This window comes from Streptomyces sp. NPDC002623 (assembly GCF_053592635.1).
Window position 1 is genome coordinate 394,582 of the sequence record NZ_JBSFWB010000004.1, and the last position, 23,655, is coordinate 418,236.

General features: G+C 72.4%; 18 protein-coding genes, 4 tRNA genes and 1 other RNA gene. 8 read left to right on the top strand and 15 right to left on the bottom strand.

Annotated features, from left to right (window positions below):
• The first annotated feature begins 70 nt into the window (after nt 1–70).
• Nucleotides 71–1,996, top strand: coding sequence for a copper resistance CopC/CopD family protein (locus ACWD4O_RS09865; protein WP_451279125.1), 1,926 nt, complete (start codon nt 71–73; stop codon nt 1,994–1,996).
• 5 nt (nt 1,997–2,001) lie between these two features.
• Here ACWD4O_RS09865 and ACWD4O_RS09870 read toward each other — a convergent pair whose 3' ends face one another.
• Entirely contained in the window at nt 2,002–2,490 is a 489-nt protein-coding gene (locus ACWD4O_RS09870; RefSeq protein ID WP_451279127.1) for an acyl-CoA thioesterase, read from the bottom strand.
• 85 nt (nt 2,491–2,575) lie between these two features.
• Nucleotides 2,576–3,775, bottom strand: a complete 1,200-nt coding sequence (locus ACWD4O_RS09875; protein WP_451279129.1) for a macrolide family glycosyltransferase — start codon at nt 3,773–3,775, stop codon at nt 2,576–2,578.
• A gap of 258 nt (nt 3,776–4,033) precedes the next feature.
• Between ACWD4O_RS09875 and ACWD4O_RS09880 the strand changes: the two genes are divergently transcribed.
• Nucleotides 4,034–5,314, top strand: coding sequence for a wax ester/triacylglycerol synthase domain-containing protein (locus ACWD4O_RS09880; protein WP_451279131.1), 1,281 nt, complete (start codon nt 4,034–4,036; stop codon nt 5,312–5,314).
• A 365-nt stretch (nt 5,315–5,679) separates the two neighbouring features.
• Here the strand turns inward: ACWD4O_RS09880 and ACWD4O_RS09885 are convergent, their stop codons facing one another.
• The 5 genes from ACWD4O_RS09885 to ACWD4O_RS09905 form a co-directional block, all read right to left on the bottom strand.
• On the bottom strand, nt 5,680–5,901 hold the full coding sequence (locus ACWD4O_RS09885) for a hypothetical protein (RefSeq protein ID WP_451279133.1): 222 nt from the start codon (nt 5,899–5,901) through the stop codon (nt 5,680–5,682).
• 339 nt (nt 5,902–6,240) lie between these two features.
• A complete protein-coding gene (locus ACWD4O_RS09890; protein ID WP_451279135.1) occupies nt 6,241–6,594 on the bottom strand; it encodes a VOC family protein in 354 nt (117 codons plus the stop codon).
• A gap of 60 nt (nt 6,595–6,654) precedes the next feature.
• Nucleotides 6,655–7,488, bottom strand: coding sequence for a PIG-L family deacetylase (locus ACWD4O_RS09895; RefSeq protein WP_451279137.1), 834 nt, complete (start codon nt 7,486–7,488; stop codon nt 6,655–6,657).
• 347 nt (nt 7,489–7,835) lie between these two features.
• Entirely contained in the window at nt 7,836–9,374 is a 1,539-nt protein-coding gene (locus ACWD4O_RS09900; RefSeq protein ID WP_451279139.1) for an FAD-dependent monooxygenase, read from the bottom strand.
• Nucleotides 9,375–9,537: 163 nt separating this feature from the next.
• A tRNA-Ser gene (locus tag ACWD4O_RS09905) sits at nt 9,538–9,625 on the bottom strand.
• Between the two features lie 71 nt (nt 9,626–9,696).
• Here ACWD4O_RS09905 and ffs point away from each other — a divergent pair.
• The 6 genes from ffs (at nt 9,697) to ACWD4O_RS09935 (ending at nt 18,886) form a co-directional block, all read left to right on the top strand.
• Nucleotides 9,697–9,795: signal recognition particle sRNA small type (gene ffs, locus ACWD4O_RS09910), an RNA gene on the top strand.
• Between the two features lie 98 nt (nt 9,796–9,893).
• The gene (locus ACWD4O_RS09915) at nt 9,894–12,287 is read left to right on the top strand and encodes a DNA polymerase III subunit gamma and tau (protein WP_451279141.1); all 2,394 of its coding nucleotides are present in this window, start codon (nt 9,894–9,896) and stop codon (nt 12,285–12,287) included.
• Between the two features lie 203 nt (nt 12,288–12,490).
• Entirely contained in the window at nt 12,491–13,753 is a 1,263-nt protein-coding gene (gene purD / locus ACWD4O_RS09920) for a phosphoribosylamine--glycine ligase (protein WP_451279143.1), read from the top strand.
• Nucleotides 13,754–14,079: 326 nt separating this feature from the next.
• On the top strand, nt 14,080–16,101 hold the full coding sequence (locus ACWD4O_RS09925; RefSeq protein WP_451279353.1) for a hypothetical protein: 2,022 nt from the start codon (nt 14,080–14,082) through the stop codon (nt 16,099–16,101).
• A gap of 281 nt (nt 16,102–16,382) precedes the next feature.
• Nucleotides 16,383–17,918: a N,N-dimethylformamidase beta subunit family domain-containing protein gene (locus tag ACWD4O_RS09930; protein ID WP_451279145.1), complete on the top strand. Its 1,536-nt coding sequence runs from the start codon at nt 16,383–16,385 to the stop codon at nt 17,916–17,918.
• Nucleotides 17,919–17,986: 68 nt separating this feature from the next.
• Nucleotides 17,987–18,886, top strand: a complete 900-nt coding sequence (locus tag ACWD4O_RS09935) for a phosphoribosylaminoimidazolesuccinocarboxamide synthase (protein WP_451279147.1) — start codon at nt 17,987–17,989, stop codon at nt 18,884–18,886.
• 56 nt (nt 18,887–18,942) lie between these two features.
• Here the strand turns inward: ACWD4O_RS09935 and ACWD4O_RS09940 are convergent.
• From ACWD4O_RS09940 to ACWD4O_RS09975, 8 genes are all read right to left on the bottom strand, one after another.
• A tRNA-Gly gene (locus ACWD4O_RS09940) sits at nt 18,943–19,015 on the bottom strand.
• Nucleotides 19,016–19,055: 40 nt separating this feature from the next.
• Complete coding sequence (locus ACWD4O_RS09945; RefSeq protein WP_451279149.1) at nt 19,056–19,670, bottom strand: response regulator; 615 nt, start codon at nt 19,668–19,670, stop codon at nt 19,056–19,058.
• Complete coding sequence (locus tag ACWD4O_RS09950; protein WP_451279151.1) at nt 19,667–20,932, bottom strand: sensor histidine kinase; 1,266 nt, start codon at nt 20,930–20,932, stop codon at nt 19,667–19,669. The genes ACWD4O_RS09945 and ACWD4O_RS09950 overlap by 4 nt, the downstream gene beginning before the upstream one ends.
• Before the next feature lie 20 nt (nt 20,933–20,952).
• A complete protein-coding gene (locus ACWD4O_RS09955; protein ID WP_451279153.1) occupies nt 20,953–21,768 on the bottom strand; it encodes an ABC transporter permease in 816 nt (271 codons plus the stop codon).
• Nucleotides 21,765–22,742, bottom strand: coding sequence for an ABC transporter ATP-binding protein (locus ACWD4O_RS09960; RefSeq protein WP_451279155.1), 978 nt, complete (start codon nt 22,740–22,742; stop codon nt 21,765–21,767). Before ACWD4O_RS09960 ends, ACWD4O_RS09955 begins: the two co-directional genes overlap by 4 nt.
• Nucleotides 22,743–22,877: 135 nt before the next feature.
• A tRNA-Gly gene (locus tag ACWD4O_RS09965) sits at nt 22,878–22,950 on the bottom strand.
• Nucleotides 22,951–23,030: 80 nt separating this feature from the next.
• A tRNA-Gly gene (locus ACWD4O_RS09970) sits at nt 23,031–23,102 on the bottom strand.
• Nucleotides 23,103–23,256: 154 nt separating this feature from the next.
• Nucleotides 23,257–23,574: a histone-like nucleoid-structuring protein Lsr2 gene (locus tag ACWD4O_RS09975; protein WP_351910786.1), complete on the bottom strand. Its 318-nt coding sequence runs from the start codon at nt 23,572–23,574 to the stop codon at nt 23,257–23,259.
• Nucleotides 23,575–23,655 lie beyond the last annotated feature (81 nt).

Here is a 23,655-nt window from a genome sequence, read left to right on the forward strand (position 1 = left end):
CGGCGGGCGGCGCCACGGCGGTCGGGGACCCGGTCGACCCGGCGGCCGGAGCCGGCGACTTCAAGGGCTGGTGCTGCTGGGCACCGTGCTGGTCCTGCTCCTCCTCGGCGGCGGACCGGCCTCGGCGCACGCGGCTCTCCGCAGCGCCGACCCCGCCGACGGAAGCATCGTCAAGACCGCACCCGACTCCATCACCCTCACCTTCACCGAGTCGGTAGGCCTGCTCGACGACTCGTTCCGCGTCTTCGACCCCGACAACCAGCGGGTGAGGACGGGCAAGGCCGGGCATGCGGACGGCCGTGCCGACACCGCGCGCGTCACGCTTCCCGGCAAGCTCGCCACCGGCACCTTCACGGTCGCCTGGCGGGTCGTGTCGGCGGACAGCCACCCGATCGCCGGCGCCTTCACCTTCTCCGTGGGCGAACCGTCCGCGACCCCGCCGGCCCTGCCCAGCACCTCCGTGGAGAACCCCGCCACCAGCGGACTCTTCAACATCGGCCGCTATGTCGCGTACCTCGCCGCGGCCCTGCTCATCGGCACGGCCGCCTTCATCGCCGTCTGCGGACCGCCGGACATCCGGCCGCTGCGCAGGCTGCTGAAGGCCGGCTGGTGGGCGCTCGCCGGATCGACGGTGTTCCTGCTGCTGCTCCGCGCCCCCTACGAGACCGGCACCGGCCCGGCCGAGGTCCTCGACCCCTCGGGCCTGACCCGCACCCTGGGCACCCGCCCCGGCCTCGCCCTGCTGGCGCGTCTCGCGCTGCTGGCGGCGGTCGCGGTCCTTCTCCTGCGGCAGCGGGGGCCGGTCGAGCGGCGCGAGCGGCCGTCCCGCGCGACCTTCCTGACCGGCGCGGCGCTGGCGGTGGGCCTGACCCTGACCTGGGCGGCCGCCGAGCACGCGTCGGCCGGCATCCAGGTGCCGGCGGCGATGACGTCCTCGGTGCTGCATCTGCTCGCGATGGCGGCCTGGCTGGGCGGCCTCGCGGCCCTGCTCACCCTGATGTACCGGGCGTCCGTCCCGTCCCGCGTGGTCGGCAGCTTCTCCCGGCTGGCGGGCTGGTCGGTGACCGTCCTGGTGGTGACGGGCGTCTACCAGTCCTGGCGTGGCCTCGGCTCCGCGTCCGCGCTGACGGACACCACGTACGGCCGGATCCTGCTCGCCAAGCTGGCCGCGGTGACGCTGCTGCTGGTCGCGGGCGCATGGTCCCGGCGGACGGTGACAACGGAAAGGACGGCGAGGAACGTGACGGCTGAGACGGTCGAGACGATCGAGACGGTCGAGACGGCTGCGGAGCAGGACGCGCGGGTCCCGGAGCCGGTGAGTGCCCTGGCAAGCGGTTCGGCGGGCGGTTCGGTGAGCACTCCGGTCGCGGAGAAGCAGTCGGCCGAGAAGCAGTCGGCCGAGAAGCAGTCGGCCGAGAAGCCGTCGCCGTCGGCCGGGAAGCCGTCGGCCGGGAAGGTTCCGGCCCCGCTCGCCCTCACCCCCGCCGAGGACGCCCGACGCCGTGCACTGCGCCGTTCCGTGCTGGTCGAGGTCGTCGTCTCGGTCGTCGTGCTCGTCCTGACGACCGTGCTGACGGGCACCCTGCCCGGCAGGGCGGCGGCCGAGGCGGCGACGGCGGAGCAGTCCGCCGGGCTGCCCGTGGCCTCCGTGACCGACGTCCCCTTCACCATCAGCTCCGTCGACGGCAGGGCCGCCAACTTCAGCGGCAAGGTGCAGGTGACCCTCGACCCGGGCCGGGTCGGCGAGAACAACCTTCAGGCCGTGGTCTACGGCCCCGACGGCGGTTTCGTCAGCATCCCCGAACTGCGCGTCTCCTTCAGCCTCCCCGAGCAGGAGGTCGGTCCCCTCGACGCCAAGGTCACCGACCGGGGCGGCTACTTCGCCGCCGACGCGGTCAATCTGCCCATCCCCGGCGAGTGGGAGATGAAGGTGACCGTGCGGGTGTCGGACATCGACCAGGTGAGCGTGGAGAAGCCGGTGCAGATCGTGCGCTGACGCCGTCAGCGTCCCGCCGGGTCGGGAGTGGCGTGGCGCGCCGCCAGCGCGCGCTCCGCCTCCTCGAGCCGGCGTGAGCACCGGGCGTCCGGATCGTAGGCGACCGCCGTGCTCACACAGGTGCAGAACACCTGGGTGTCGAGGGTGACGCGGCTGGTGACCCGGAAGGACGAGCGGCGCACCTCGCCGATCGTGGTCGTGATGGTGACGGGCTCGGGCTGCACGACGAGCGGCTGCGTGTAGTCGAGCTCGTGGCGTGCGTAGACGAACCGGGGGCGGATCTGCTGCCCGGGAAGACCCGGGCGCAGATAGAACATGTCGAAGTGGGCGTCCTGGATCATCTCCAGCAGCCGGACGTTGTTCACATGGTTCATGGCGTCCAGGTCGCTCATGCGTACCTGGCGGAGATACAGGTGCGGACGGCTCTCCGGCAGCTCACGGGGCGTGCGCCCGGTGCTCGTGCGGCGGATGTCGGTCGCCAGGGCCTGGGTCAAGACGGTCACTCCTCGGATGTGCTGCGGGGGCTACGGGGACTGCGGGGCCGGGCCGTGTCCCTTGCGGGCCCGGGGCGGCCAGGCCCTAGAGGGCCTGCTCGATCAGGTCGGCCGCGGCGCCCGCCCCTCCCGCCTGCGTGATCTCCCGGCGCACGGCGGAGACGCCCGCGCGGATGTCCCGGTCGGACGACACCCGCAGCACGGCCTCGCGCAGCGCCTCGGGCGTGAGCGTCTCGCGCGGCAGCCGGACACCGAGCCGCAGCCGTTCGATCTGCGCGGCGTTGACCCGCTGCTCGGCCATCTGCGGGACCGCGACCATCGGGACGCCGTAGTGCAGCGCCTCCATCGTGCCGCCCATGCCGGCGTGGGTGACGAACGCGTCCGCGTGGGCGAGAACCGCCAGTTGGGGCACGTGCGCATGCACTTCGACGGTGTCGGGGAGCGGCCCCAGCTCGTCCCGCGCGACCGCGTGGCCGACGGACATCACCACCTGCCAGGGCAGCTCCGCGAAGGCCTGCACACAGGACCGGTAGAACTCCGGCCGCCGGGTGAACTGCGAGCCCAGCGACACCAGCAGGACCGGCAGATCCGGGCGCGAGGGCTGCCAGGACCCCTGGTAGGAGCGGTCCCCGAGCACCGGCCCGACATAGGCGACGCGCTGTGCCGCGACGGTGTCCGCCCGGCGCTGGAAGACCCGCGGGAAGAACGCGAGGGCGTGCTGCGGCGCCACCAGTTCGTGGATCCGCGCGCTGTCGACCCCGTGGTCCGCGAAGGCCGCCACCAGCTCCCCGAAGCCCGGGATCTGCGGGAGTCCGGGCACGTCGAAGAACTCGGGGACGATGCCGTCGTAGGCGAGATGCGTGGGCGACGCCACGACGATCGGCACCTCCCACCGCGACGCCAGCAGCAGCCCCGCGAACGCGTAGATGTCGCACAGCACCAGGTCCGGACGGTCCTTGCCGTACGCCCTGCTCAGGGCGGGCAGGGCGGCCAGCGCCCCCTGGACGACCCGGGCGAACCCCTCGCCCATCTCCTCGGGCGCCTCCGAGTCGTCCGCCGTGTCCGGGTGGAGCACGGGCTCCGCGCCGGCCGCCTTCACCTGGTGCACGAAGGGCTCGGTGACGGCGTAGGTGACCCGGTGACCGCGCCGTACGAGTTCCTCGACGACGCCCAGCGTCGGATTCACGTGCCCGTGCATCGGAACGTTGAACACGGCGATGTGCGCGGGATTGCGCGCGGGACTGTGCGCGGGACTGTGCGCGGGATTCGGATGAGTACCAGGCACGACACGCAACTCCTGTCCGGCGCGGAGCCGGGGCCGGGGGACTGATGGCGGGGGCGTCCGAGGGTGGACGCGGAGTCCCGATTAAAGGCGCTCCGACACCGTTCGGAGCCGTAAACCTGCTGCAGTGTCACCCCATCAGGGAGCCTCCACGGCCGTGCGTTGACACCTGCGGGGGCTCCCGGACGTGACTGCCGGTGCGATCCGCCGTTGGGGGTACAGGACGTCGTCCTCCAGCAGGCCCACGACAGGAGCAGTCTCATGCCCGGATCGCATCTTCCCTTGATGGAAGAGGGGATGGCCCGCTGGCCGTTCGGCCCGCCCAACGCCGGCATCGCTCTGGACTTCACGGGCGACCCGCCCGCGCCGGCGGAGCTGCGGGCCCTGGTGGACGAACGCTGGAAGGCGCTGCCGAGGCTCACCCAGACCCTCGTCGCCCCCGGCGGCGCCCGGACCGGCCTGGCCTGGTGGACCGGCCGGCACCGCTGGGCGCGCGGCGACGGCCACGACCTCGCACAACAGGTCGACAGCGCGGACAGCACCCTGCGGGACGCGGTCCGCCACTGGTTCCACACCCCGTTCCCCGCCGACCGCCCGCCGTGGAGCCTCCACCTCCTGCGGGGCGCGACGGAGGGAGAGTTCTCCCTCCTGTTCCGGATGCACCACAGCCTGCTCGACGGCCGCTCCCTGACGACCCTGCTGCGCGCCCTCTTCGACGACGGCCGCCCGCTGGACGCCGCCGCCTCCCTGGCCGTGCCCGGCCCCCGGCGCCGGACGGCCCGCCCCGCCCCGACGGCGGGCGATCCACCCGGACTGCTCACCGCGGGACGTGCGGTGCCCCTGCCGCACCAGGGCCCGCGGGAGCCCGCGTACACCGTGGTGCGGTTGCGCGCCGATGTCCTGCGGGCCGCGCGGGAAGCCGTCGGCGTGCGGACGGCGACCACCAACGAGGTGTTCCTGGCGACGGTCTCCGGAGTCCTGCGCTCCTGTCTGGCGGCCTCGGCGGACGACCGGGGCGCTGAGCCGGCGCAGCAGGTCTGGCTGTCGGTCCCGGTCGACGAACGTCCCGAGGACTGCGGCGAGTTCCTCGGCAACGCGTTCGCCAACGTCCGGGTCCCCGCGCCGGTGACCCTGTCCGACCCGGCGGCCCGGCTGACCGCGTGCACCGGACTGCTGACCACCGTCACCCGGGCCCGGAGCACCTCCGAGAAGCTCGTCGAGGGCACGCTCGGGGCGGTTCCCGGGGCGACCATGGCGCTGGCCGGCGGCAAGATCTTCGCGCCCGCGTACGCGCCGGCGGCCTGCTCCTACGTCCATCTGCGCGAGCAGGGCCAGACCCTGGCCGGACGGCCGCTGCGCCGGCTGACCATCGTCCCCATGGTGCCCCCGGCCGACACGGCCACCTTCGGGCTGGGCGGCTGCTCGCAAGGTCACACGCTGAGCGTCGCCACCAACTCGGGCGGCCGGGACGCCGCCCTGCTGGCGGAGGCCTTCCTGGACGAGCTGACCCTGCTCGCCGAGGGGCCGGCCGGCCGGGGCTGAGACGAGGGGAGGGCCGCCGGTCGACTGCCCGGCGGACCTCCGCACTCACCTGCTCACTTGCTCAGGTGTTCGCTTGCTCAGGTGTTCAGCTGCCCTGCGGAGCCCACCCGTCCGTGCCGGTCAGGTAGGCGGCGACGGTGTAGGCGCCCTCGTTCTCGGCCGTCAGCTGCGGCCGGTCGGCGTTGACGCCGGTGTCGAGGTACTCGTTGAAGCGGGCGGCCTGCCAGGTCTGGGTCGCGCTCCAGTTCTGGTACGGGGCGCTGCCGACCTGCGCGGGCAGCGAGGTGTTGCGGATGACCTGCTGGCCGCTGGGACCCCAGGGCCGGCCGAGGCTGAGCTTGGCGGCGTTGTCGACACTGGGCGGGCTACTGCGGCGGCGCGTACCCCAGCTCCTCCGGTGACCTGGTGAAGACCTCCACCGGCGGGTACGCCATCGCCTTCGCCGACCGCGGAGCCGCCTCGGCGGTCAAGAACACCGCGGACAGCAGCGGCCGCGGCTGGACCGTCACCCCGAAGACGGACACCCACCAGGTGGCGGTCGCGCTTCTGAAGGACGCCTCGAAGCCCGGCAGCACGGTGCTCCTCACCGACGACCCGACCACCGACCACCGACCACGTCAACGTCCACATCGCTCCGTACGGCAAGAACCTGCTCGTCTCCTGGGAGAGCGTCGCCGGCGCCACTTGCAAGGACGGCACCTGCACCGGCAGGTTCACCGGCACCCACCTCCAGGTGATCGACCCCACCGGAAAGCCCGTCTCGGCGGAGGAGGTGGTCGACGCCCACATCGACCCTGTCGATCGCCCGCCTCACCCCCTGATCCCCTCCGGCGACATCCCCTCCGGCGACGAGGAAGGGCCCCGCTGCGAACAGCGGGGCCCTGCGTCATTGCCTCATCTGCTGTGACCCGGGGCGGGGCGGGTGCTCACTGACGCCGTTGGCCAAGGACACAGAACTCGTTGCCCTCGGGGTCTTCCATGACGATCCACGACTGCTCGCCCTGGCCGATGTCGACCCGCTTCGCGCCATGGGCCTCCAGGCGGGCCACCTCGGCGGCCTGGTCGTCAGGCCTGAAGTCGAGATGCAGCCGGCTCTTGGCCTTCTTGCTCTCCTCGATCCGGACGAAGTCCAACCCCGGCAGGAGATCCGGCTCCGGGCGGATCTCGAACTCATCGTCGGAGGAGTGCACCACAACCCAACCAAGAGCCGTGGCCCACCACTGCCCCAGCGCCGCCGGATCCACCGAGTGAACGATTACCTGTTCCCATTGCAAGGTCATTTGCCGAGCCTAGGCCCACCAGTTCCTCGGGGCCGTCGAAGGGCGAGCTCTCCCGGTGGATCAGCGCAGTCCGGCGAAGAGATCGGTCTCGGGTATGGCCGCGCCGGTGGTGTCGCGGACACGTACGAAGGTCTCGACGCCCATCAACTCGCCGAACCTCTCCTGGCCCATCTTGAGGAAGAAGATGTTCTCGCCCTGACTGGCGTGCGCCGCCAGCGCGTCGAACTTCTGACCGCTGAACGCGGTGGCGTCCACCCAGGTGGTGATCTCATCGTCGGGGAGGCCGATCTCGGCCAGCGCGGCGGCCTCGGCCGGATCCGGCTCCGGCATGTCCTCCTGGGACTCGCGCATGATCTCGCCGAACCGCTGCATCATCGAGCGGGGCATCGTGGTCCAGTACACCTTCGGTGTCAGCGCGGTCAGCTCCAGCGCCGCCATCGTGATGCGGTGGGCCTGGATGTGATCCGGGTGGCCGTAGAAGCCGTTCTCGTCGTAGGTGACGACCACATCGGGCCGGTAGTGCCGCATGAGTTCCGCGAGCCGGGCCGCGCCTTCCTGCACGGGGGTCTGCCAGAAGGACCCGGGGGCGTCGTTGCCCGGCCAGCCCATCATCCCGGAGTCGGCATAGTCCAACATCTCCAGATCGCTGATCTTCAGGACGTCACAGCTCGCCTCGAGTTCCTGACGGCGCATCAAGGCGACGGCCGCCGGGTCGTGCCCGGGATCGCCCGGTTTGACACCCCCCGGTCCGTCACCGCAACCGCCGTCGGTACATGTCACGAGAACCGTGCGGATGCCTTCCGCCGCATACCGCGCGAGGACCCCTCCGGTTCCGGTGGCCTCGTCGTCGGGGTGGGCGTGTACCGCCATGAGCGTCAAGGGCCGGTCAGTCATGGAACAGTCCTCCAGCAGAAAGCAGAAATACGTCTTGGTCCAGGTGCGCGGCGGGCGTACCGCGATCCCGGGGCCCGGATCCTGTCGGGGCGGACGCTCGTGATCTCCGCGTTCCCCGCCCGTGCGGCGCCGGTCCCTCGGTCGATGCAACCGTGACGGCTGTGCCGACTGTTCCCGGCACGGCCGCCTGGTCGTCCGGGCGTCGGCGTCGCGACGCGAACGGGGTAGCGGCGCGACCTGCACGCTCTCTCGCGACCTGCACGCTTTCTCGTAGGCGTCGTCGCGGCGGAGGGGGATGACCAGGTCGGCATTTCCTCCAGGCCTCCGGAGTCGCGCAACACCCATCCTCATCGGCGCTGCGCAGGTAGCCAACGGTCGAGGTACCGGCGCAGCGCTTCCACCTGCGTCCCGCGAGCTGCGTGGGCAAGGTAGCCGTCAGGGCGCACGAGCCCGTGGGCCACACCTGGCCACGGACTCTCGTCGCCGAGCCGGTGCACGCTGACCAGGTCCTCCCGTCCCCTCAGGACCGAGATGAGCTGTTCATCGCTCCAGAGCGTCGGTGGCCCGGACAGCAGCAGGTGCCACCCGGGCCCAGCAGTTCGGGCCTGGAGTCCGCGTGGCAGGTCGGGCAGCCGGTCGCCCGCACGCGGACCACGCCTCGGCCGCAGCGGGCCCCTGGTGGTGGCGGGGCCGCGCCGGTACTGAATGCCCAGCTCCGACACCGTACGGAAGACCCGCCCTCGCGGCCCGGTCGCACGCAGTGCCAACGGGGCCAGACGCGGCGCGAGCCGGGTGCGGGCGAAGCTGATGACGGGGTTGCTGCTGGTGGCGACGGTGAACGCTCGGTCGGTGAAGCGCAGCACGCTGCGGCCGACCGGGGCGCGCTCGGCCTCGTACGTCTCCAGCAGTTCCTCCGGTGCCCTGCCCCGGCATACGAGAGCGAGTTTCCAGCCCAGGTTGAGTGCGTCCTGGATGCCGGTGTTCATGCCCTGGCCGCCGGCCGGGCTGTGGATGTGGGCCGCGTCCCCGGCGAGGAAGAAGGGCCCCGACCGGTAGCGGGCGGCTCCGCGCTTGTGGAGGCGGAAGTCGGTCATCCACACCGGGTCGCGCAGCGCCGGCCGGTCGTCGGCGTATCGGTCGGTGATCTCCTGCAGGAGTCCGAGACTCACCTCGGCGTCCGGGGCGCCCGGGGTGCCCGGCGGCCGCATCGCGAGCATCCGCCAGCCGGCCGGAGAGCCGAGCGGGAAGAAGAACAACATCCCGGCCCCGGTCAGGTACGTGTGCACCGCCCCGGGCTCCAGCCCATCGACCTCCAGGTCGGCAAGCAGAAACGTCTGCGGATAGGCGTGCCCCTCGAAGCCGATCCCCGCCTGGGCCCGCACGGTGCTGTGCGCGCCGTCGCAGCCCACGACGTGCCTCGCCGCCACGGTCTCCTCGGTGCCGTCGCTGCGCCGCAGCCGGCAGGTGACAGCCGAGCCCGTGCGCTCCAGACGGATCAGTTCCGTGCCGCGCTCGACGTCCACGCCCCGGTCCCCCAGATGTTCCGAGAGGACGCTCTCGGTCTCCGCCTGCGAGAGGAACAGCAGAAACGGGTACGCGGTGTCGGCCAGCCCGATGTCGAACAACGGAATCCGCACCACCCGCTGCGGCAGATGCATCCTCAGCTGCATCGCGGGATTGCCACGTCCGACCAGCTCGCCGGTCACCCCGAACGGAGCGAGTGCTTCCAAAGTGCGTGGCTGGACGACCAACGCGCGCGACTCATGGACCCGGTCCAGACAGCGGTCGACGATCCGGAAAGCGGTGCCGTAGGTCCGCAACTGGGCGGCGAGCGCGAGCCCGGTGGGCCCTGCACCGACCACGAGCACGTCCAGAGTGGCCGTCATGGATCCACGGTAGTGCCCGCCTCGATGCGTCCTGGCCGCGCTACGGGCGATCATGGCAGTGCGGCGAAGCCGCCGCGCACCTGAGACCAAACCTGACACGGACAACGTCGAAGGGCCCCGCTGCGAACAGCGGGGCCCTTCGACATCGTGCCCGGTGAGGCACTGGCGGAGGATACGAGATTCGAACTCGTGAGGGGTTGCCCCCAACACGCTTTCCAAGCGTGCGCCCTAGGCCACTAGGCGAATCCTCCGCGGCAAACAATACAAGACGTTGAGGAGTGCTCGCGAACTCGTTCCCCCCGCTCAGATCCTGTAGCCTGTGCGAAGCCCCTCACGCGGCGCTATCTGACTGAACTCCCCCAGGGCCGGAAGGCAGCAAGGGTAGGTTGGCTCTGGCGGGTGCGTGGGGGGCGCTTGCGTTTCCGGGCGGCTCGCAGGCGCCGGGAGCTCGGGCGGCAGTGGTGCGGTGGGGTCCGTGCGTGGGGCTTGATGTCAGTGGTCGCCTATAACCTCGTATGCGTGTCGTCTCTCGCGCTGTACCGCCGCTATCGCCCGGAGTCGTTCGCCGAGGTCATTGGGCAGGAGCATGTCACCGACCCGCTGCAGCAGGCGCTGCGGAACAACCGGGTCAATCACGCATACCTGTTCAGCGGGCCGCGCGGATGCGGGAAGACCACCAGCGCGCGGATCCTGGCGCGCTGTCTGAACTGCGAGCAAGGGCCCACGCCGACCCCCTGCGGGGAGTGCGAGTCGTGCAAGGACCTGGCCAGGAACGGGCCGGGTTCCATCGACGTCATCGAGATCGACGCCGCGTCGCACGGCGGTGTGGACGACGCCCGTGACCTGCGGGAGAAGGCCTTCTTCGGCCCCGCCCGCAGCCGCTACAAGATCTACATCATCGACGAGGCCCACATGGTCACGTCAGCCGGTTTCAACGCGCTCCTCAAGGTCGTCGAGGAGCCGCCGGAGCATCTGAAGTTCATCTTCGCGACCACGGAGCCCGAGAAGGTCATCGGGACCATCCGGTCGCGGACCCATCACTACCCCTTCCGCCTGGTTCCGCCGGGCACGCTGCGGGACTACCTCGGTGAGGTGTGTCAGCAGGAGGGCATTCCGATCGAGGAGGGCGTGCTGCCCCTCGTCGTGCGCTCCGGCGCCGGGTCCGTGCGTGACTCCATGTCCGTCATGGATCAGCTGCTCGCCGGCGCGACCGACGCGGGTGTGACGTATGCCATGGCCACCTCGCTGCTCGGCTACACGGAAAGCTCGCTGCTCGACTCCGTCGTCGAGTCCTTCGCCACCGGTGACGGTGCCGCCGCCTTCGAGATCGTCGACCGGATCATCGAGGGGGGCAACGATCCGCGCCGCTTCGTCGCCGACCTGCTGGAGCGGCTGCGGGATCTCGTCATCCTCGCCGCCGTGCCGGACGCCGCCGAGAAGGGGCTCATCGACGCCCCCTCCGATGTCATCGAGCGCATGCAGGCCCAGGCCGGCGTCTTCGGCGCCGCGGAGCTGAGTCGCGCCGCCGACCTCGTCAACGAGGGCCTCACCGAGATGCGCGGCGCCACCTCGCCCCGTCTCCAGCTCGAGCTGATCTGCGCGCGCGTGATGCTGCCCGCCGCCTATGGGGACGAACGGTCCGTCATGGCCAGGCTCGACCGCATCGAGCGCGGCGTGAACTTCTCGGCGGGCCCAGGCATGGCGGGCCCAGGCATGGGGGCGGCGGCGCAGGGGGCACCCGCCATGCCGGCGATGGGCTACGTGCCCGGGCCCGAGGCGCACGGCGGTGCCGCCATGGGCGGGGGGGAGTCGGTTCCGCCCGGCGGCGGGGCTGCCGCGGCCCGCGCGGCCGTTCGCGGCCAAGTCGGTCAGCCGGGGCAGCAGAGTCAGCCGCCTGCCGCTCCCGCTCAGCCACCCGCCGCCCCGCCCGCAGCTTCCGCGACGCCGGCTCCGGCTCCGGCGACGCCCGCTCCCGCTCCCGTCGCGGCCCAAGCCGTCCCGCCCGTGGACGAGGGACCCGCCGCGCCCGCCCCCGGCGCCTGGCCCACCGCCACCGCGGCGGGCAGCGGGCGCCGACCCGGCGGCTGGCCCACGGCCACGCCCGCAGGCGGCGGCGGACGTCCCCCGGCGGCACCCACCCCCACCGGCCCCCAGACACCCACCCACACTCCCGCGCCGAGTGCGCCGAGTGCGCCGAGTGCGCCGACCGCATCGCCCGCATCAGCCGGGCCGGCCGCTGCATATGCGCCCCCCTCCGGCGGCCTCGACCCCCGCATGCTCTGGCCGAACATCCTGGAAGCCGTCAAGAACCGACGCCGCTTCACCTGGATCCTGCTCAGCCAGAACGCCCACGTCGCCGCCTTCGACGGCACGACCCTGCAGCTCGGCTTCGTCAACGCCGGCGCCCGCGACAACTTCGCGAGCAGCGGCAGCGAGGAGGTGCTGCGGCAGGCGCTGTCCGAGCAGTTCAGCGTCCAATGGAAGATCGACGCGATCGTCGACCCGTCCGGCGGCTCGGCGCCCCCGGCGGGCGGCGGCTTCGGCGGCGGCGGAGGCGGCGGGTCCCCGGGCGGCTACGGCAACCCGGGCAACTCCGGTGGTTACGGCGGTGGCTACGGCGGCGGTGGTGCGACGACCTCGTCGGCGCCGTCGGCCATGGCCGCACCCCCGCCCCCACCCCCGTCCACGCCCTCGGCACCGGCCGCCCCCACCCCTCCTGCCCAGCACGCGCCCCAGCCGACGTCGGCCCCGGCTCCCGCCCAGCCCCGCCCCCCGGCCCCGGAACCGGTGGCCCCCGAGGACGACACCCCTGAGGACGACGACCCCGACCTCAACGAGTCGGCCCTCTCCGGCTACGAACTGATCGTCCGCGAGCTCGGCGCGACCGTGGTCGAGGAGTTCACCAACGAGTAGTCCCGACCCCCGCCCGACCCCCGCCCGACCCCCGCCCGACCGCTGCCTGACCTCCGCCCGACTCCTGCCCGACCCTCCGCCTGATCCCTGCCCGGCCCCAGCCCGCCAGCGGGCTCATTTGGAGGAACGCACAAGGCCGTCGCCCCTCCGCTCTCGGAAGCCCGCACAAAACACCGCGGCCCCCGCCGGTTAGGCTGACCCCCGTGAACGTCCTCGTCATCGGCAGCGGCGCCCGCGAACACGCCCTGTGCCGCTCACTGTCCCTCGACCCCGCCGTCACCGCGCTCTACTGCGCGCCCGGCAACGCCGGCATCGCCGAGGTCGCCGAGCTGCACCAGGTCGACGCCCTGGACGGCAAGGCCGTGTCCGCGCTGGCCGTGGAGCTCGGCGCCGAGCTGGTCGTCGTCGGCCCGGAGGCGCCCCTGGTCGCCGGGGTCGCCGACGCCGTGCGCGAGGCGGGCATCCCGGTGTTCGGCCCCTCGAAGGAGGCCGCGGAGCTGGAAGGCTCCAAGGCGTTCGCCAAGGACGTGATGGCCGCGGCCGGCGTGCCGACCGCCCGCTCCTACGTCTGCACCACCCCCGAGGAGGTCGCCGAGGCCCTCGACGCCTTCGGCGCGCCGTACGTCGTCAAGGACGACGGTCTGGCCGCCGGGAAGGGCGTCGTCGTCACCGACGACCTGGCGGCCGCCGCGGCGCACGCGGCCGGCTGCGAGCGGGTCGTCATCGAGGAGTTCCTCGACGGCCCGGAGGTCTCCCTCTTCGCGATCACCGACGGCGAGAGCGTCGTCCCGCTCCAGCCCGCCCAGGACTTCAAGCGCGCGCTCGACGGCGACGAGGGCCCGAACACGGGCGGCATGGGCGCGTACTCGCCGCTGCCCTGGGCGGACCCGGAGCTGGTGCAGGAGGTCCTGGAGACCGTTCTGCAGCCGACCGTCGACGAGATGCACCGCCGCGGCACCCCGTTCTCCGGTCTGCTCTACGCCGGCCTCGCGATCACCGGCCGCGGCATCCGCGTCATCGAGTTCAACGCACGCTTCGGCGACCCCGAGACGCAGGTCGTCCTGGCCCGGCTGCAGACCCCGCTGGCGGGCGTCCTGATGGCCGCCGCCACCGGCGAGCTCGCCGACCTGCCGGCCCTGCGCTGGAAGGACGACGCGGCCGTCACCGTCGTCATCGCCTCGCACAACTACCCCGACACCCCGCGCACCGGCGACCCGATCACCGGCCTCGCCGAGGTGGCCGCCGAGGACGCCCCGCACGCGTACGTGCTGCACGCCGGGACGAAGTACGACGGCGACGGCAGCGACACGGTCGTCAGCGCCGGCGGCCGCGTGCTGTCCGTCACCGCGACCGGCGCGGACCTCACCGAGGCCCGCGAGCGCGCGTACACGGCCGTCGCACGCATCGGTCTGGACGGCTCCCAGCACCGTACGGACATCGCCGCGAAGGCGGCGGCCGAGGCGTAGGCGTCCACGCCGACCAGGTATTTCCCAGGCCCCGGGCGGCCATGGAACTCCTCATCGAGGACCCATGGAACCCGGGGCCTGATCGTTGCCCAACGTCATACACCTTTCCCCAAGGCCATTCCATCGAGTGAGCGCTGAGCTATCCGGCTGACGGGGGCCGGAGCGCCAACTAGGGTGCGGCGCAAGCCATCCGGTACTCGTTCCGGCACTTGGCCCACCGGCATTGCGATGTCAGTGGCGGGTGCCACAGTGGGGGAGTGACAACTGCGAAGACAGCCGGGGGAAACAGGACTGCAGGGAGGGGGTGAGGTCCGGTCGTGACCGGTATGGGTGTGGAGGTGGGCGCGCAGGCCGCGCGGGCCCGGGCGCTGGCGGTGCTGCGCATCCGCAGCCGGGCGCTCGCCGTCGCGCTGCTGCCCGCGGCCGCCGCCGTGATCCTGCTCGCGGGCGGTTCCACCGGCCAGTTCGCCGGCCCGGGCTGGGATGCCGCGCGCTGGACCGTGTCCGTCGTCGCACTCGTCGTACTGCTCGCCGCGGGCGTGATCGCCCTGGTCGTAGCCCGCGCGCGCCCCGCCGTCAGTCCCACGGTCGCCGTCGCCGAGGAGGCGGCCCCCGATCTGTACCGCCTGGTCCGTGACCTCGCCGACCGCCTCGACGTCCCCGTGCCCTCCGCGATAGCGCTCACTCCGGACTGCGACAGCTGGCTGGAGGACCGCACCCACCCGGCCCACGGCCCGCCCCCGTCCCGCGACGGGGACGAGATAGCCGGCGCGGGCGGCTCCAACGGCGCTCTCCACCGCCGTGCGACAGCGGCGCCCGTGCTCGTCATAGGCTCCCCGTTCCTGTGGTGGATGCGGGTCGGAGAGCTGCGCGCCGTCCTCGCCCCCGTGGTCGCCGGTACGGGCCCCTCGGCGCACCCGGACATAGCCGCGGCCCGCCGCTTCGTGCGCGGGCTGGACGCGGCGGTGGCCGACTGTGCCGACCGAGGCAGCCGGTATCCCGTCCTGCGGCCGTTCTGTTCGGGCATCGGCTGGGTCGCTCGGCTGATGCTGCGCGGCTGCCAGGTCCACGCCGGCGAGATGGAGCGGGGCGTGGCCGCCGCGGCCGCCGAGCGTGCACAGGCTGTGGACTACGGGCTGCGGATCGTCGCGCAGGAACAGGTGGGCCTGGCGTACGCGGGCTGGGACCGGCTGCTCACGAGAGTGGCGCTGCCCGCCTGGCGGATGGGCCGCTGGCCCTCCCGGCTGGACGCGGGAGTCGTCGCCGCCCTGACCGAGCTGTCCCGGCGCGACCGGCTGGCCGAGGGCTTCGCCTCCCGGCTCGGCGAGCGCCCCGCCTGTGACCTGCTCGAAGAGCCCGGCGCCGTCGACGAGGCCGCCTCGCTGCTCGCCGCCCGCCTCTTCCACGGCGGCCCGGCGGAACCCGGCCCGGACTGGTCCCCGGTGGCCTGGGAGGACTACCCGGACGAGGTCGTGGACCGCAAGTGGCGCACCGACGCGGCCCGCCTCCACCGAGTCCTGGACGCCCTCGGCGTCCGCCGCACCCCCGACCCCACGAGCCGTCTCGACCCCACGAGCCGTCTCGACCCCACGAGCCGTCTCGACCCCACGAGCTGTCTCGGCCCCGCAGGTCACCTGGACCCCACGAGCAGCCTCGACCTCACGAGCTCTGCCCACCCCACGAGCATCGCTCACCCCGGGGGGCCCACCCTGGCCCGGGTCCTGGACCACCTGGCGGACCGGCCCGACGCCGGGGAGGAGGACCACGGCGCGGAGGGGCCCCACGCGGACACGTCCTACCCGACGGACCCGGCCGCCCCGCCGCCTGCGCCCCCGCTGACGGAGCCGCTCGGCATGCCCCCCACGGCCGACTCCGGCCCCGACTCCGACCCCGCCCTCACTCCCGAAGCCCTCGACGCCGAGGACCTCCAGCCCCCCAACCCCCGCAGCGCCGCCCTCGCCGCCCGGCTCGGTGTCGAGGTGGGCCGGGAGGAGGCGGCAGCCGCGCCCACGGCTCCCGTCGGTCCCCCGGCGCCCGGCCAGGGCCCCGACACGGCGCTCTGGAACGACGACGCGCTCCCCCTGTTCCCCCTCCAGCCCCCGCGCACCGACCGCGAGCTCCTCGCCGATCACGTCACGGCGATGGTCTGCTGCGCCGCGATGGACACGGTCGGCGCGACCCCGGGCCTCGACTGGCTCGACGGCCCGACACTCATGGTCGACGGCGTGCGCGTGGCCGATCTGGCCCCCCGGATCCTCAGCCTCGTCGAGGACGGCGACGCGGTCCCGCTGCGCACCTGGCTCGTGGAGCTGGGCATACGTCCGGAGAAGCCGGTACGGCTCGGCTGAACTCGGCGAAGCCGCAGCACCGCCACCGCAAAGCCCTACCGGAGCACCCCCTTCCACTTTCGGCCAATTCGCAACGAATAGTGACTGTCTGCGCGCGTTATGTGATGTGCTGGGACCGATAGAGCCCATGGCAAGGGCTCGCGACATAAGACAAAACGCGAGACACGCGCGACGCACACGAGACACATGAAGTACGCGAGGCACGCGAGGCACGCGAGACGAACGCGCACGGCGGTCACGTACGCACGAACCACCACGGGGGCACGAGGGAGGGGAGAACCATGGCACCCGGACCAGGACCAGGACCCGGACCAGGACCGGAGCGCATCCGCCGATGGGAGTCGGGAGCGCTGGCCCACGCCGTGACCGATCCCTTCGGACAGGGCCCCCTCCCCTGGCTGCGCGGCAGCGAGACGTACTTCGACGACACCGGCCAGGTCGTCCCCTGGTACGTGGACCCGGCCCCCGCCTCGGCCCCCGCGCAGGGCGCCCCCCGCGTCCCCGCCCCCCGCACCGCCCCCGGGGCCGGCGCTCCCCGCTCCGCGGACGACGTCCGCCGCCAGATCAAGGGCTTCGTCTCCACCGGCGCGGTCGCCCCCGGCGACGCCGTCGACTTCCACATCACCGTCGACCCGCCCCAGGAATTCAGCGTCGACATCTACCGCATCGGCCACTACGACGGCGACGGCGCCGCCAAGATCACCACCAGCCCGCGCCTCTCCGGCATCGTCCAGCCCCCGCCCCTGACCGCCGACCGCACGGTCTCCTGCCACCACTGGTGGCTCTCCTGGCGTCTGCAGGTCCCGTCGTACTGGAACGTCGGCGCGTACGTCGCCGTCCTCACCACCGTCGACGGCTACCGCTCCCACGTGCCCTTCACGGTCCGCGACGACCACCCCGCCGACCTGCTCCTGGTCCTCCCCGACATCACCTGGCAGGCCTACAACCTCTACCCCGAGGACGGCCGCACCGGCGCCAGCCTCTACCACGCGTGGGACGACAGCGGCCGTCTCCTCGGCGAGGCCGACGCGGCGACGACGGTCTCCTTCGACCGCCCGTACGCCGGCGCCGGCCTCCCCCTGCACGTCGGCCACGCCTACGACTTCATCCGCTGGGCCGAGCGCTACGGCTACGACCTCGCCTACGCCGACGCCCGCGACCTGCACACCGGTCGCATCGACCCCACCCGTTACCGAGGCCTGGTCTTCCCCGGCCATGACGAGTACTGGTCGGCGAGCATGCGCCGCACCGTGGAACTCGCCCGCGACAGCGGCACCTCACTCGTGTTCCTGTCCGCCAACTCCCTCTACTGGCAGGTGGAGTTGGCGCCGTCCCCGTTCGGCGTGCCCGGCCGGCTGCTCACCTGCCGTAAACGCAGGGGGCCCGGCAAACCCGTCCTGTGGCGGGAGATCGACCGCGCCGAGCAGCAGTTGATCGGCATCCAGTACGCGGGCCGGGTGCCCGAGCCGCACCCGCTGATCGTCCGCAACGCCGAGCACTGGCTGTGGGAGGCGACCGGCGCGGGCGAGGGCGACGGCATCGAGGACCTGGTCGCGGGCGAGGCCGACCGCTACTTCCCGCGCACCCCGCTGCCGCCCCACGAGGACCGCATCCTCCTCGCCCACTCCCCGTACACCGACGGCGACGGCGTCCTCCGGCACCAGGAGACCTCCCTCTACCGCGCCCCCTCCGGCGCGCTGGTCTTCGCCTCCGGCACCTTCGCCTGGTCCCCGGCCCTGGACCGGCCCGGCCATGTGGACCCCCGCATCCAACGCGCGACGGCCAACCTCCTGGACCGCATCTGCAAACGCGACTGACCCGCTGCCTCGAGCTGAGCAGTCATACGGGACAATCGAGTCGTTGGACAGAACCACGGGGAGGAACCGTGTCCGGATTCGTAGAAAAGCCCGAGCCCCTTCAGGTGCCGGGCCTGGTGCATCTGCACACCGGCAAGGTGCGCGAGCTGTACCAGAACGAGGCGGGCGATCTCGTGATGGTCGCCAGCGACCGTACGTCCGCCTTCGACTGGGTGCTGCCGACCGAGATCCCCGACAAGGGCCGCGTCCTCACCCAGCTCTCCCTGTGGTGGTTCGACCAGCTCGCCGATCTGGTCCCGCACCACGTCCTCAGCACGGAACTGCCCGCCGGCGCCCCCGCCGACTGGGCCGGCCGCACCCTGACCTGCAAGTCGCTGCAGATGGTCCCCGTCGAGTGCGTGGCCCGCGGCTACCTCACCGGCTCGGGCCTTCTCGAGTACCGGGAGTCCCGCACGGTCTGCGGCCTCGCCCTGCCCGAGGGCCTGGTCGACGGCAGCGAGCTGCCCGCCCCGATCTTCACCCCGGCCACCAAGGCCGCCGTCGGCGAGCACGACGAGAACGTCTCCTACGAGGAGGTCGCCCGTCAGGTCGGCGCCGACACCGCGGCCCAGCTCCGGCAGGCGACCCTCGCCGTCTACGGCCGGGCCCGCGACATCGCCCGCGACCGGGGCATCATCCTCGCCGACACCAAGTTCGAGTTCGGCTTCGAGGGGGACACGCTGGTCATCGCCGACGAGGTCCTCACCCCGGACTCCTCCCGCTTCTGGCCGGCCGACCAGTGGCAGCCGGGCCGCGCGCAGCCCTCGTACGACAAGCAGTTCGTGCGCGACTGGCTGACCTCGGCCGAGTCCGGCTGGGACCGCGCGAGCGAGCAGCCCCCGCCGCCCCTGCCCCAGCACATCGTGGACGCGACCCGCGCGAAGTACGTCGAGGCCTACGAGCGCCTGACGGGCACCAGCTGGGCGTGACGCCCGACACGCAATGAGAAAGGCCCCCGGAGAACCGGGGGCCTTTTTCGATACCGAGCGGACGACCAGGTTCGAACTGGCGACCTCAACCTTGGCAAGGTTGCGCTCTACCAACTGAGCTACGTCCGCATCGCGCCGTGGTCACCGTGGTGCCGTGGCGCGAGAGCAACTATACCCAACCTCGCTCCCGGGCGAGCCGCACCGCCGCGTGCCGGTTCTCCGCCCCGAGCTTGGAGACCGCCGACGACAGATAGTTCCGCACGGTTCCCTGCGACAGCGCGGCCCGCTCGGCGATCTCCGCGACGGGCGCTCCGTCGGCGGCGAGTTCGAGCACCTCCGCCTCGCGCGAGGTCAGCGGCGAGTCCCCGGCGGCGATCGCGTCGGCGGCCAACTCCGGGTCGACGTAACGGTTCCCGGCGTGCACCGTGCGGATGATCTCCGCGAGCCGCTGAGCGCTGACCGTCTTCGGGACGAACCCGCGTACACCCGCCGCAAGCGCCCGCTTGAGATGCCCCGGCCGACCATGACTGGTGACGATCATGGCCTGGCAGCCGGGCAGTTCGGTCCGCAGGGATGTGGCGACCTTCACACCGTCGGCGCCCGGCATCTGAAGATCCAGGACGGCCACATCGGGCCGGTGCGCCCGTGCCATGGCCAGCGCCTCCGGTCCGGTGGCCGCCTCGGCGACGATCACCAGGTCGTCCTCCAGGGAGAGCAGCGCGGCCAGCGCGCCCCGGATGAGGTGCTCGTCGTCGGCGAGCAGCACCCGCACCGGCGTCGTCATGAAGTGACCTCGCTCACAACGGCTTGGGTGGGCACGGAAGTCTGGAGAGTCCGAGGAGTCACGGGAGCCAGGGGCACCTCGGCCACCACCCGGAACACGCCCGCGCCGGCGAACCCGGCCTCCAGCGTCCCGTCGACCGCCTGCAGCCGTTCCCGCAGCCCGACCAGCCCCGACCCGTCGCTCTCGTCGTCGCTCTCCCGCGCCCCGTCGTTCTCCACCGTCAGCACCGCACGTCCCTCCGTCACCCGCAGTGCCACCGAGCACCGCCCGGCGTTCCCGTGCCGCAGCACATTGGTGGTCGTCTCCCGCACCACCCAGCCGAGCGCCGACTGCACCTCGGCGGGCAGCCCGCCCGTCTCGCCCCGGACCTCGCACGCGATCCCCGCCGCCGTCAACACGCCTTGCGCACCCGCGAGTTCGACCCCGAGGTCGGCCTCCCGATAGCCCCGCACGACAGCGCGGACCTCCCGCTGCGACTCCTGCGCTATCCGCTGGACCTCGATCATCTGCTCCACGGCCTCCGGTCGCCCGCGCCGGGCCAGTTGCACGGCCAGCTCGCTCTTCAGGGCGATCACCGCCAGATTCCTCCCCATCACATCGTGCAGATCCCGCCCGAACCGCAGCCGCTCCTCCGCGACGGCGAGCCGGGCCCGGGTCTCGCGGGCCTCGTCGAGCGCGTAGACGGCGTCGAGCAGCCAGATGGAGAAGACGGCGGTGAAGGCGAGGAACGAGCAGCCGACGAGCACGCCCCCCATGGTGACCAGGACAGAGGCGGCGGGCCCGCCCAGCGCCAATGTGATCGCTCCCGAGCCGAAGGCGAAGCCGCCCACGATCGCGTAGACGCGGCGCCGATCCCGCACACCGAGCACGAGGACCCCCGCACCGACGATCAGGACGACCCCGAAGACCCCGCCCGCGGCGCTGTCCACCTTCTCGCCGCTCGGCCCGTGCTTGGCGATCCCCATCGCCGCGACGGCGATCACGGCGGTGAGCGAGGCGAGCGTCCACAGCAGTCGCACCGGCTGCGGGCGCCGCCCGCGCGTCCAGTCCAGCGCCCGGGACACCGTCAGCATGCAGACCCCGCCGTGCAGGGCCACCGCGGTGAGCAGCCCCGCACCCAGCCCCGGCCCGAGCAGTCCGATGGCCGGCAGGCCGACGCCGACGATCTCGGTCAGCCAGAAGAAGTGGAACGAACATCGCGTGTACGTCTCGAACTTCGCCGGTGTGCTCTTCTGCCGCCACCAGCCTCCCGGCCCGCGCATCTCCCTGTAGCCCCCCGTTCTCAGCGCCGCGGCTCCCACCGGAACCACCGCCATACAGCAAACACCGCCAGCACGGTCCAGGCCAGTGCGGTCAACAGGGCGCCCAGGGCCTCGTACACCGACAGATCGCCGGTCCAGCCGCCGCGTATCAGGGCGATCACCGGGGACAGCGGCAGCAGTTCGAAGACCGAGGCGAGTCGGTCGGGCAGCAGTTCGAGGGGGACGGTGATCCCGGAGCCGAGCATCGACACCAGCACCATCGGCATGGTGGTGACCTGCGCGCTCTCCACGGTCCGGGTCACCGCCGCCGTGACCGCCGCGAGCGCCGCGCACATCGCCAGGCCCAACAGCAGCCCCAGAACGGCTAGATGGGGAGCCCGGGGGGCCGGTATGTCGAGCAGCACCGTCGAGCCGACCACCAGCACCAGGGACTGCACCAGCCCGGTGGTGAGGACCGGCAGCGCCGCCCCGCCGAGGATCTCCGCATCCCGCAGCTCGCCGGTGCGCAGCCGCTTCAGCACCAACTCCTCGCGCCGGGCGGTGTATATGGCCGCCAGCGCCGAGTACACCCCGAACAGCAGCGAGAAGCCGATGGCGGCGGGCAGCAGCACCAGGCCGATGCTCAGCCCGGCGTCCTCCACCTCCATGTCCTTGACCACTGTGATCAGGCTGACCGGCAGCACGAGCGGCACCAGCACGGCCGCGATGAGCGTGCTCTTGCTGCGTCCGAGCAGGGTCAGCTCGGCACGCGCGAGGGCGGCCATCCGGCTCACCGGCGTGGTGACCGCGCGGGTGGCCGCACGGCCGGTCGAGTCCTTCACCGTCGCCCCGCTCATGCCGCGACCTCCTCGGTCCGGTCGCCGGTCCGGTCGCCGGTCCTGTCGCTGTTCGACGCCTGCCGGGCGATCCCCAGGAACGCCTCCTCCAACGAGGCCGACCGCACGTCCAGCCTCCGCAGCTCGACCCCGGCCCGCTCCGCCCACACCAGCAGCCCGGTCGCCGCCCGCTGCAACTCCCGGGTGCGCAGCCGCACGACACGCCCCTCGACCTCGTGACCGCACACGCCCAGTTCGGCCAGCGGCGGCAGGTCGCCCACGAAGTACCCCTCGGGCAGTTCGAAGGCGATCCGGGACGGCTGGGCGCCGGTGACCTCGCCGGGTGTCCCCGCGGCCGCTATGCGGCCCTCGTGCAGGATGGCCAGCCGGTCGGCGAGGTTCTCCGCCTCCTCCAGGTAGTGCGTGGTCAGCAGCACCGTCGTACCGGCGTCGCGCAGGGCGCGCACCAGGTCCCAGGTGTCCCGGCGGCCCTCTGCGTCCAGGCCGGTCGTCGGCTCGTCCAGGAACAGCACCTCGGGTTCGCCGAGCACCGCGAGCGCGAGGTCGAGGCGGCGCCGCTCACCCCCGGACAGCTGCTTGACCCGGACGCGGGCCCGCCCGGCGAGCCCCACCAGCGACAGCGCCTCCGCGACGGGGCGGGCGCCGCTCACGCAGCCGGCCCACATCCGGGCGGTCTCGGCGACGGTCAGCTCGGAGGGGAAGCCGCCCTCCTGGAGCATCACGCCGGTGCGTGGCCGGACGGCGGCCCGCTCGGCGCAGGGGTCGTGGCCGAGGACGGAGATCCGCCCGCCGTCGGGTCGCGCGAGCCCCTCCAGCAATTCGACCGTCGATGTCTTGCCGGCGCCGTTCGTGCCGAGCAGCGCGAAGATCTCACCGCGGTCGACGTGGAAGGAGATCCCACGGACCGCTTCGAACCCGCCCCCGTACACACGCCGGAGGTCGGTGACCTCAATCACGTGTTCATTCGTGTCCATGCCTCCAGCGTCCCCGCGGACGGGGGTCGGCAGCAGTGCGAGGTGTCACCACTCCGCATGACAAATGTCAGACGACGGTGGGCGCGGGCGCGCATGAAAAAGCCCCCCGGCAACAGCCGGGGGGCTTGATACAAGAGCGGACGACGAGGCTCGAACTCGCGACCTCAACCTTGGCAAGGTTGCGCTCTACCAACTGAGCTACGTCCGCATTGCCTCCGACCAGCTTTCACCGGTCGGTGCGAGCACCAGCCTACCTGATCCAGAAGACTGGTCAGACCGGCGATGCAGAGCGGGTGACAGGAATTGCACACTGCGCCTTCCCCCTGGAAGGGGGATGTTCTGCTACTGAACTACACCCGCGTGTACTCCGTGAGCTGGGCTTTTCGGGCCCCGCCCCTCGGCGTGCTCCAGACTCTAGCCGACCCGGAGGGGTGCAGCGCAAGTCGGTTCGTTCGAGGGGCGGGTGACCGGCCGTCGGCCCGGCGCTCACCGGGCCGGGCTCACCCGGCAGCGCTCACTGCGCGTCGGCGAACGCCTCGTAGATCTTCTTGGGGATGCGGCCGCGGGCCGGCACCTCCATCTTGTTGGCCTGGGCCCAGGCGCGGACCGCCGACGGGTCGGGAGCGACCTCGGTCTGCTTGTAGGCCTTGCCGGACTTCGACCGCTTGCGGCCGGCGTCCACGTAGGGCGCGAGGGCCTTACGCAGTTTCTTGGCATTGGCTTCATTCAGGTCGATCTCGTACGACCTGCCGTCGAGCCCGAAGGCGATCGTTTCCGCCGCTTCCGAGCCGTCGATGTCGTCAAAGAGAGTGACCACGACCTTCTGCGCCACGAATATCGGTCCCTTCGTGCGACAGCTCTGCGATGACGTGCCAAGACGTCGCGGAGATGTCGACTGTTCGCCTGTTATGGG

Coding starts and splice junctions, on each gene's coding strand:
- ACWD4O_RS09880 (WP_451279131.1), top strand. CDS start 4,034: ATGCCCGGATCGCATCTTCCCTTGATGGAAGAGGGGATGGCCCGCTGG.
- ACWD4O_RS09890 (WP_451279135.1), bottom strand. CDS start 6,594: ATGACCTTGCAATGGGAACAGGTAATCGTTCACTCGGTGGATCCGGCG.
- ACWD4O_RS09895 (WP_451279137.1), bottom strand. CDS start 7,488: ATGACTGACCGGCCCTTGACGCTCATGGCGGTACACGCCCACCCCGAC.
- ACWD4O_RS09900 (WP_451279139.1), bottom strand. CDS start 9,374: ATGACGGCCACTCTGGACGTGCTCGTGGTCGGTGCAGGGCCCACCGGG.
- ACWD4O_RS09925 (WP_451279353.1), top strand. CDS start 14,080: ATGGGTGTGGAGGTGGGCGCGCAGGCCGCGCGGGCCCGGGCGCTGGCG.
- ACWD4O_RS09930 (WP_451279145.1), top strand. CDS start 16,383: ATGGCACCCGGACCAGGACCAGGACCCGGACCAGGACCGGAGCGCATC.
- ACWD4O_RS09945 (WP_451279149.1), bottom strand. CDS start 19,670: ATGACGACGCCGGTGCGGGTGCTGCTCGCCGACGACGAGCACCTCATC.
- ACWD4O_RS09950 (WP_451279151.1), bottom strand. CDS start 20,932: ATGCGCGGGCCGGGAGGCTGGTGGCGGCAGAAGAGCACACCGGCGAAG.
- ACWD4O_RS09955 (WP_451279153.1), bottom strand. CDS start 21,768: ATGAGCGGGGCGACGGTGAAGGACTCGACCGGCCGTGCGGCCACCCGC.
- ACWD4O_RS09960 (WP_451279155.1), bottom strand. CDS start 22,742: ATGGACACGAATGAACACGTGATTGAGGTCACCGACCTCCGGCGTGTG.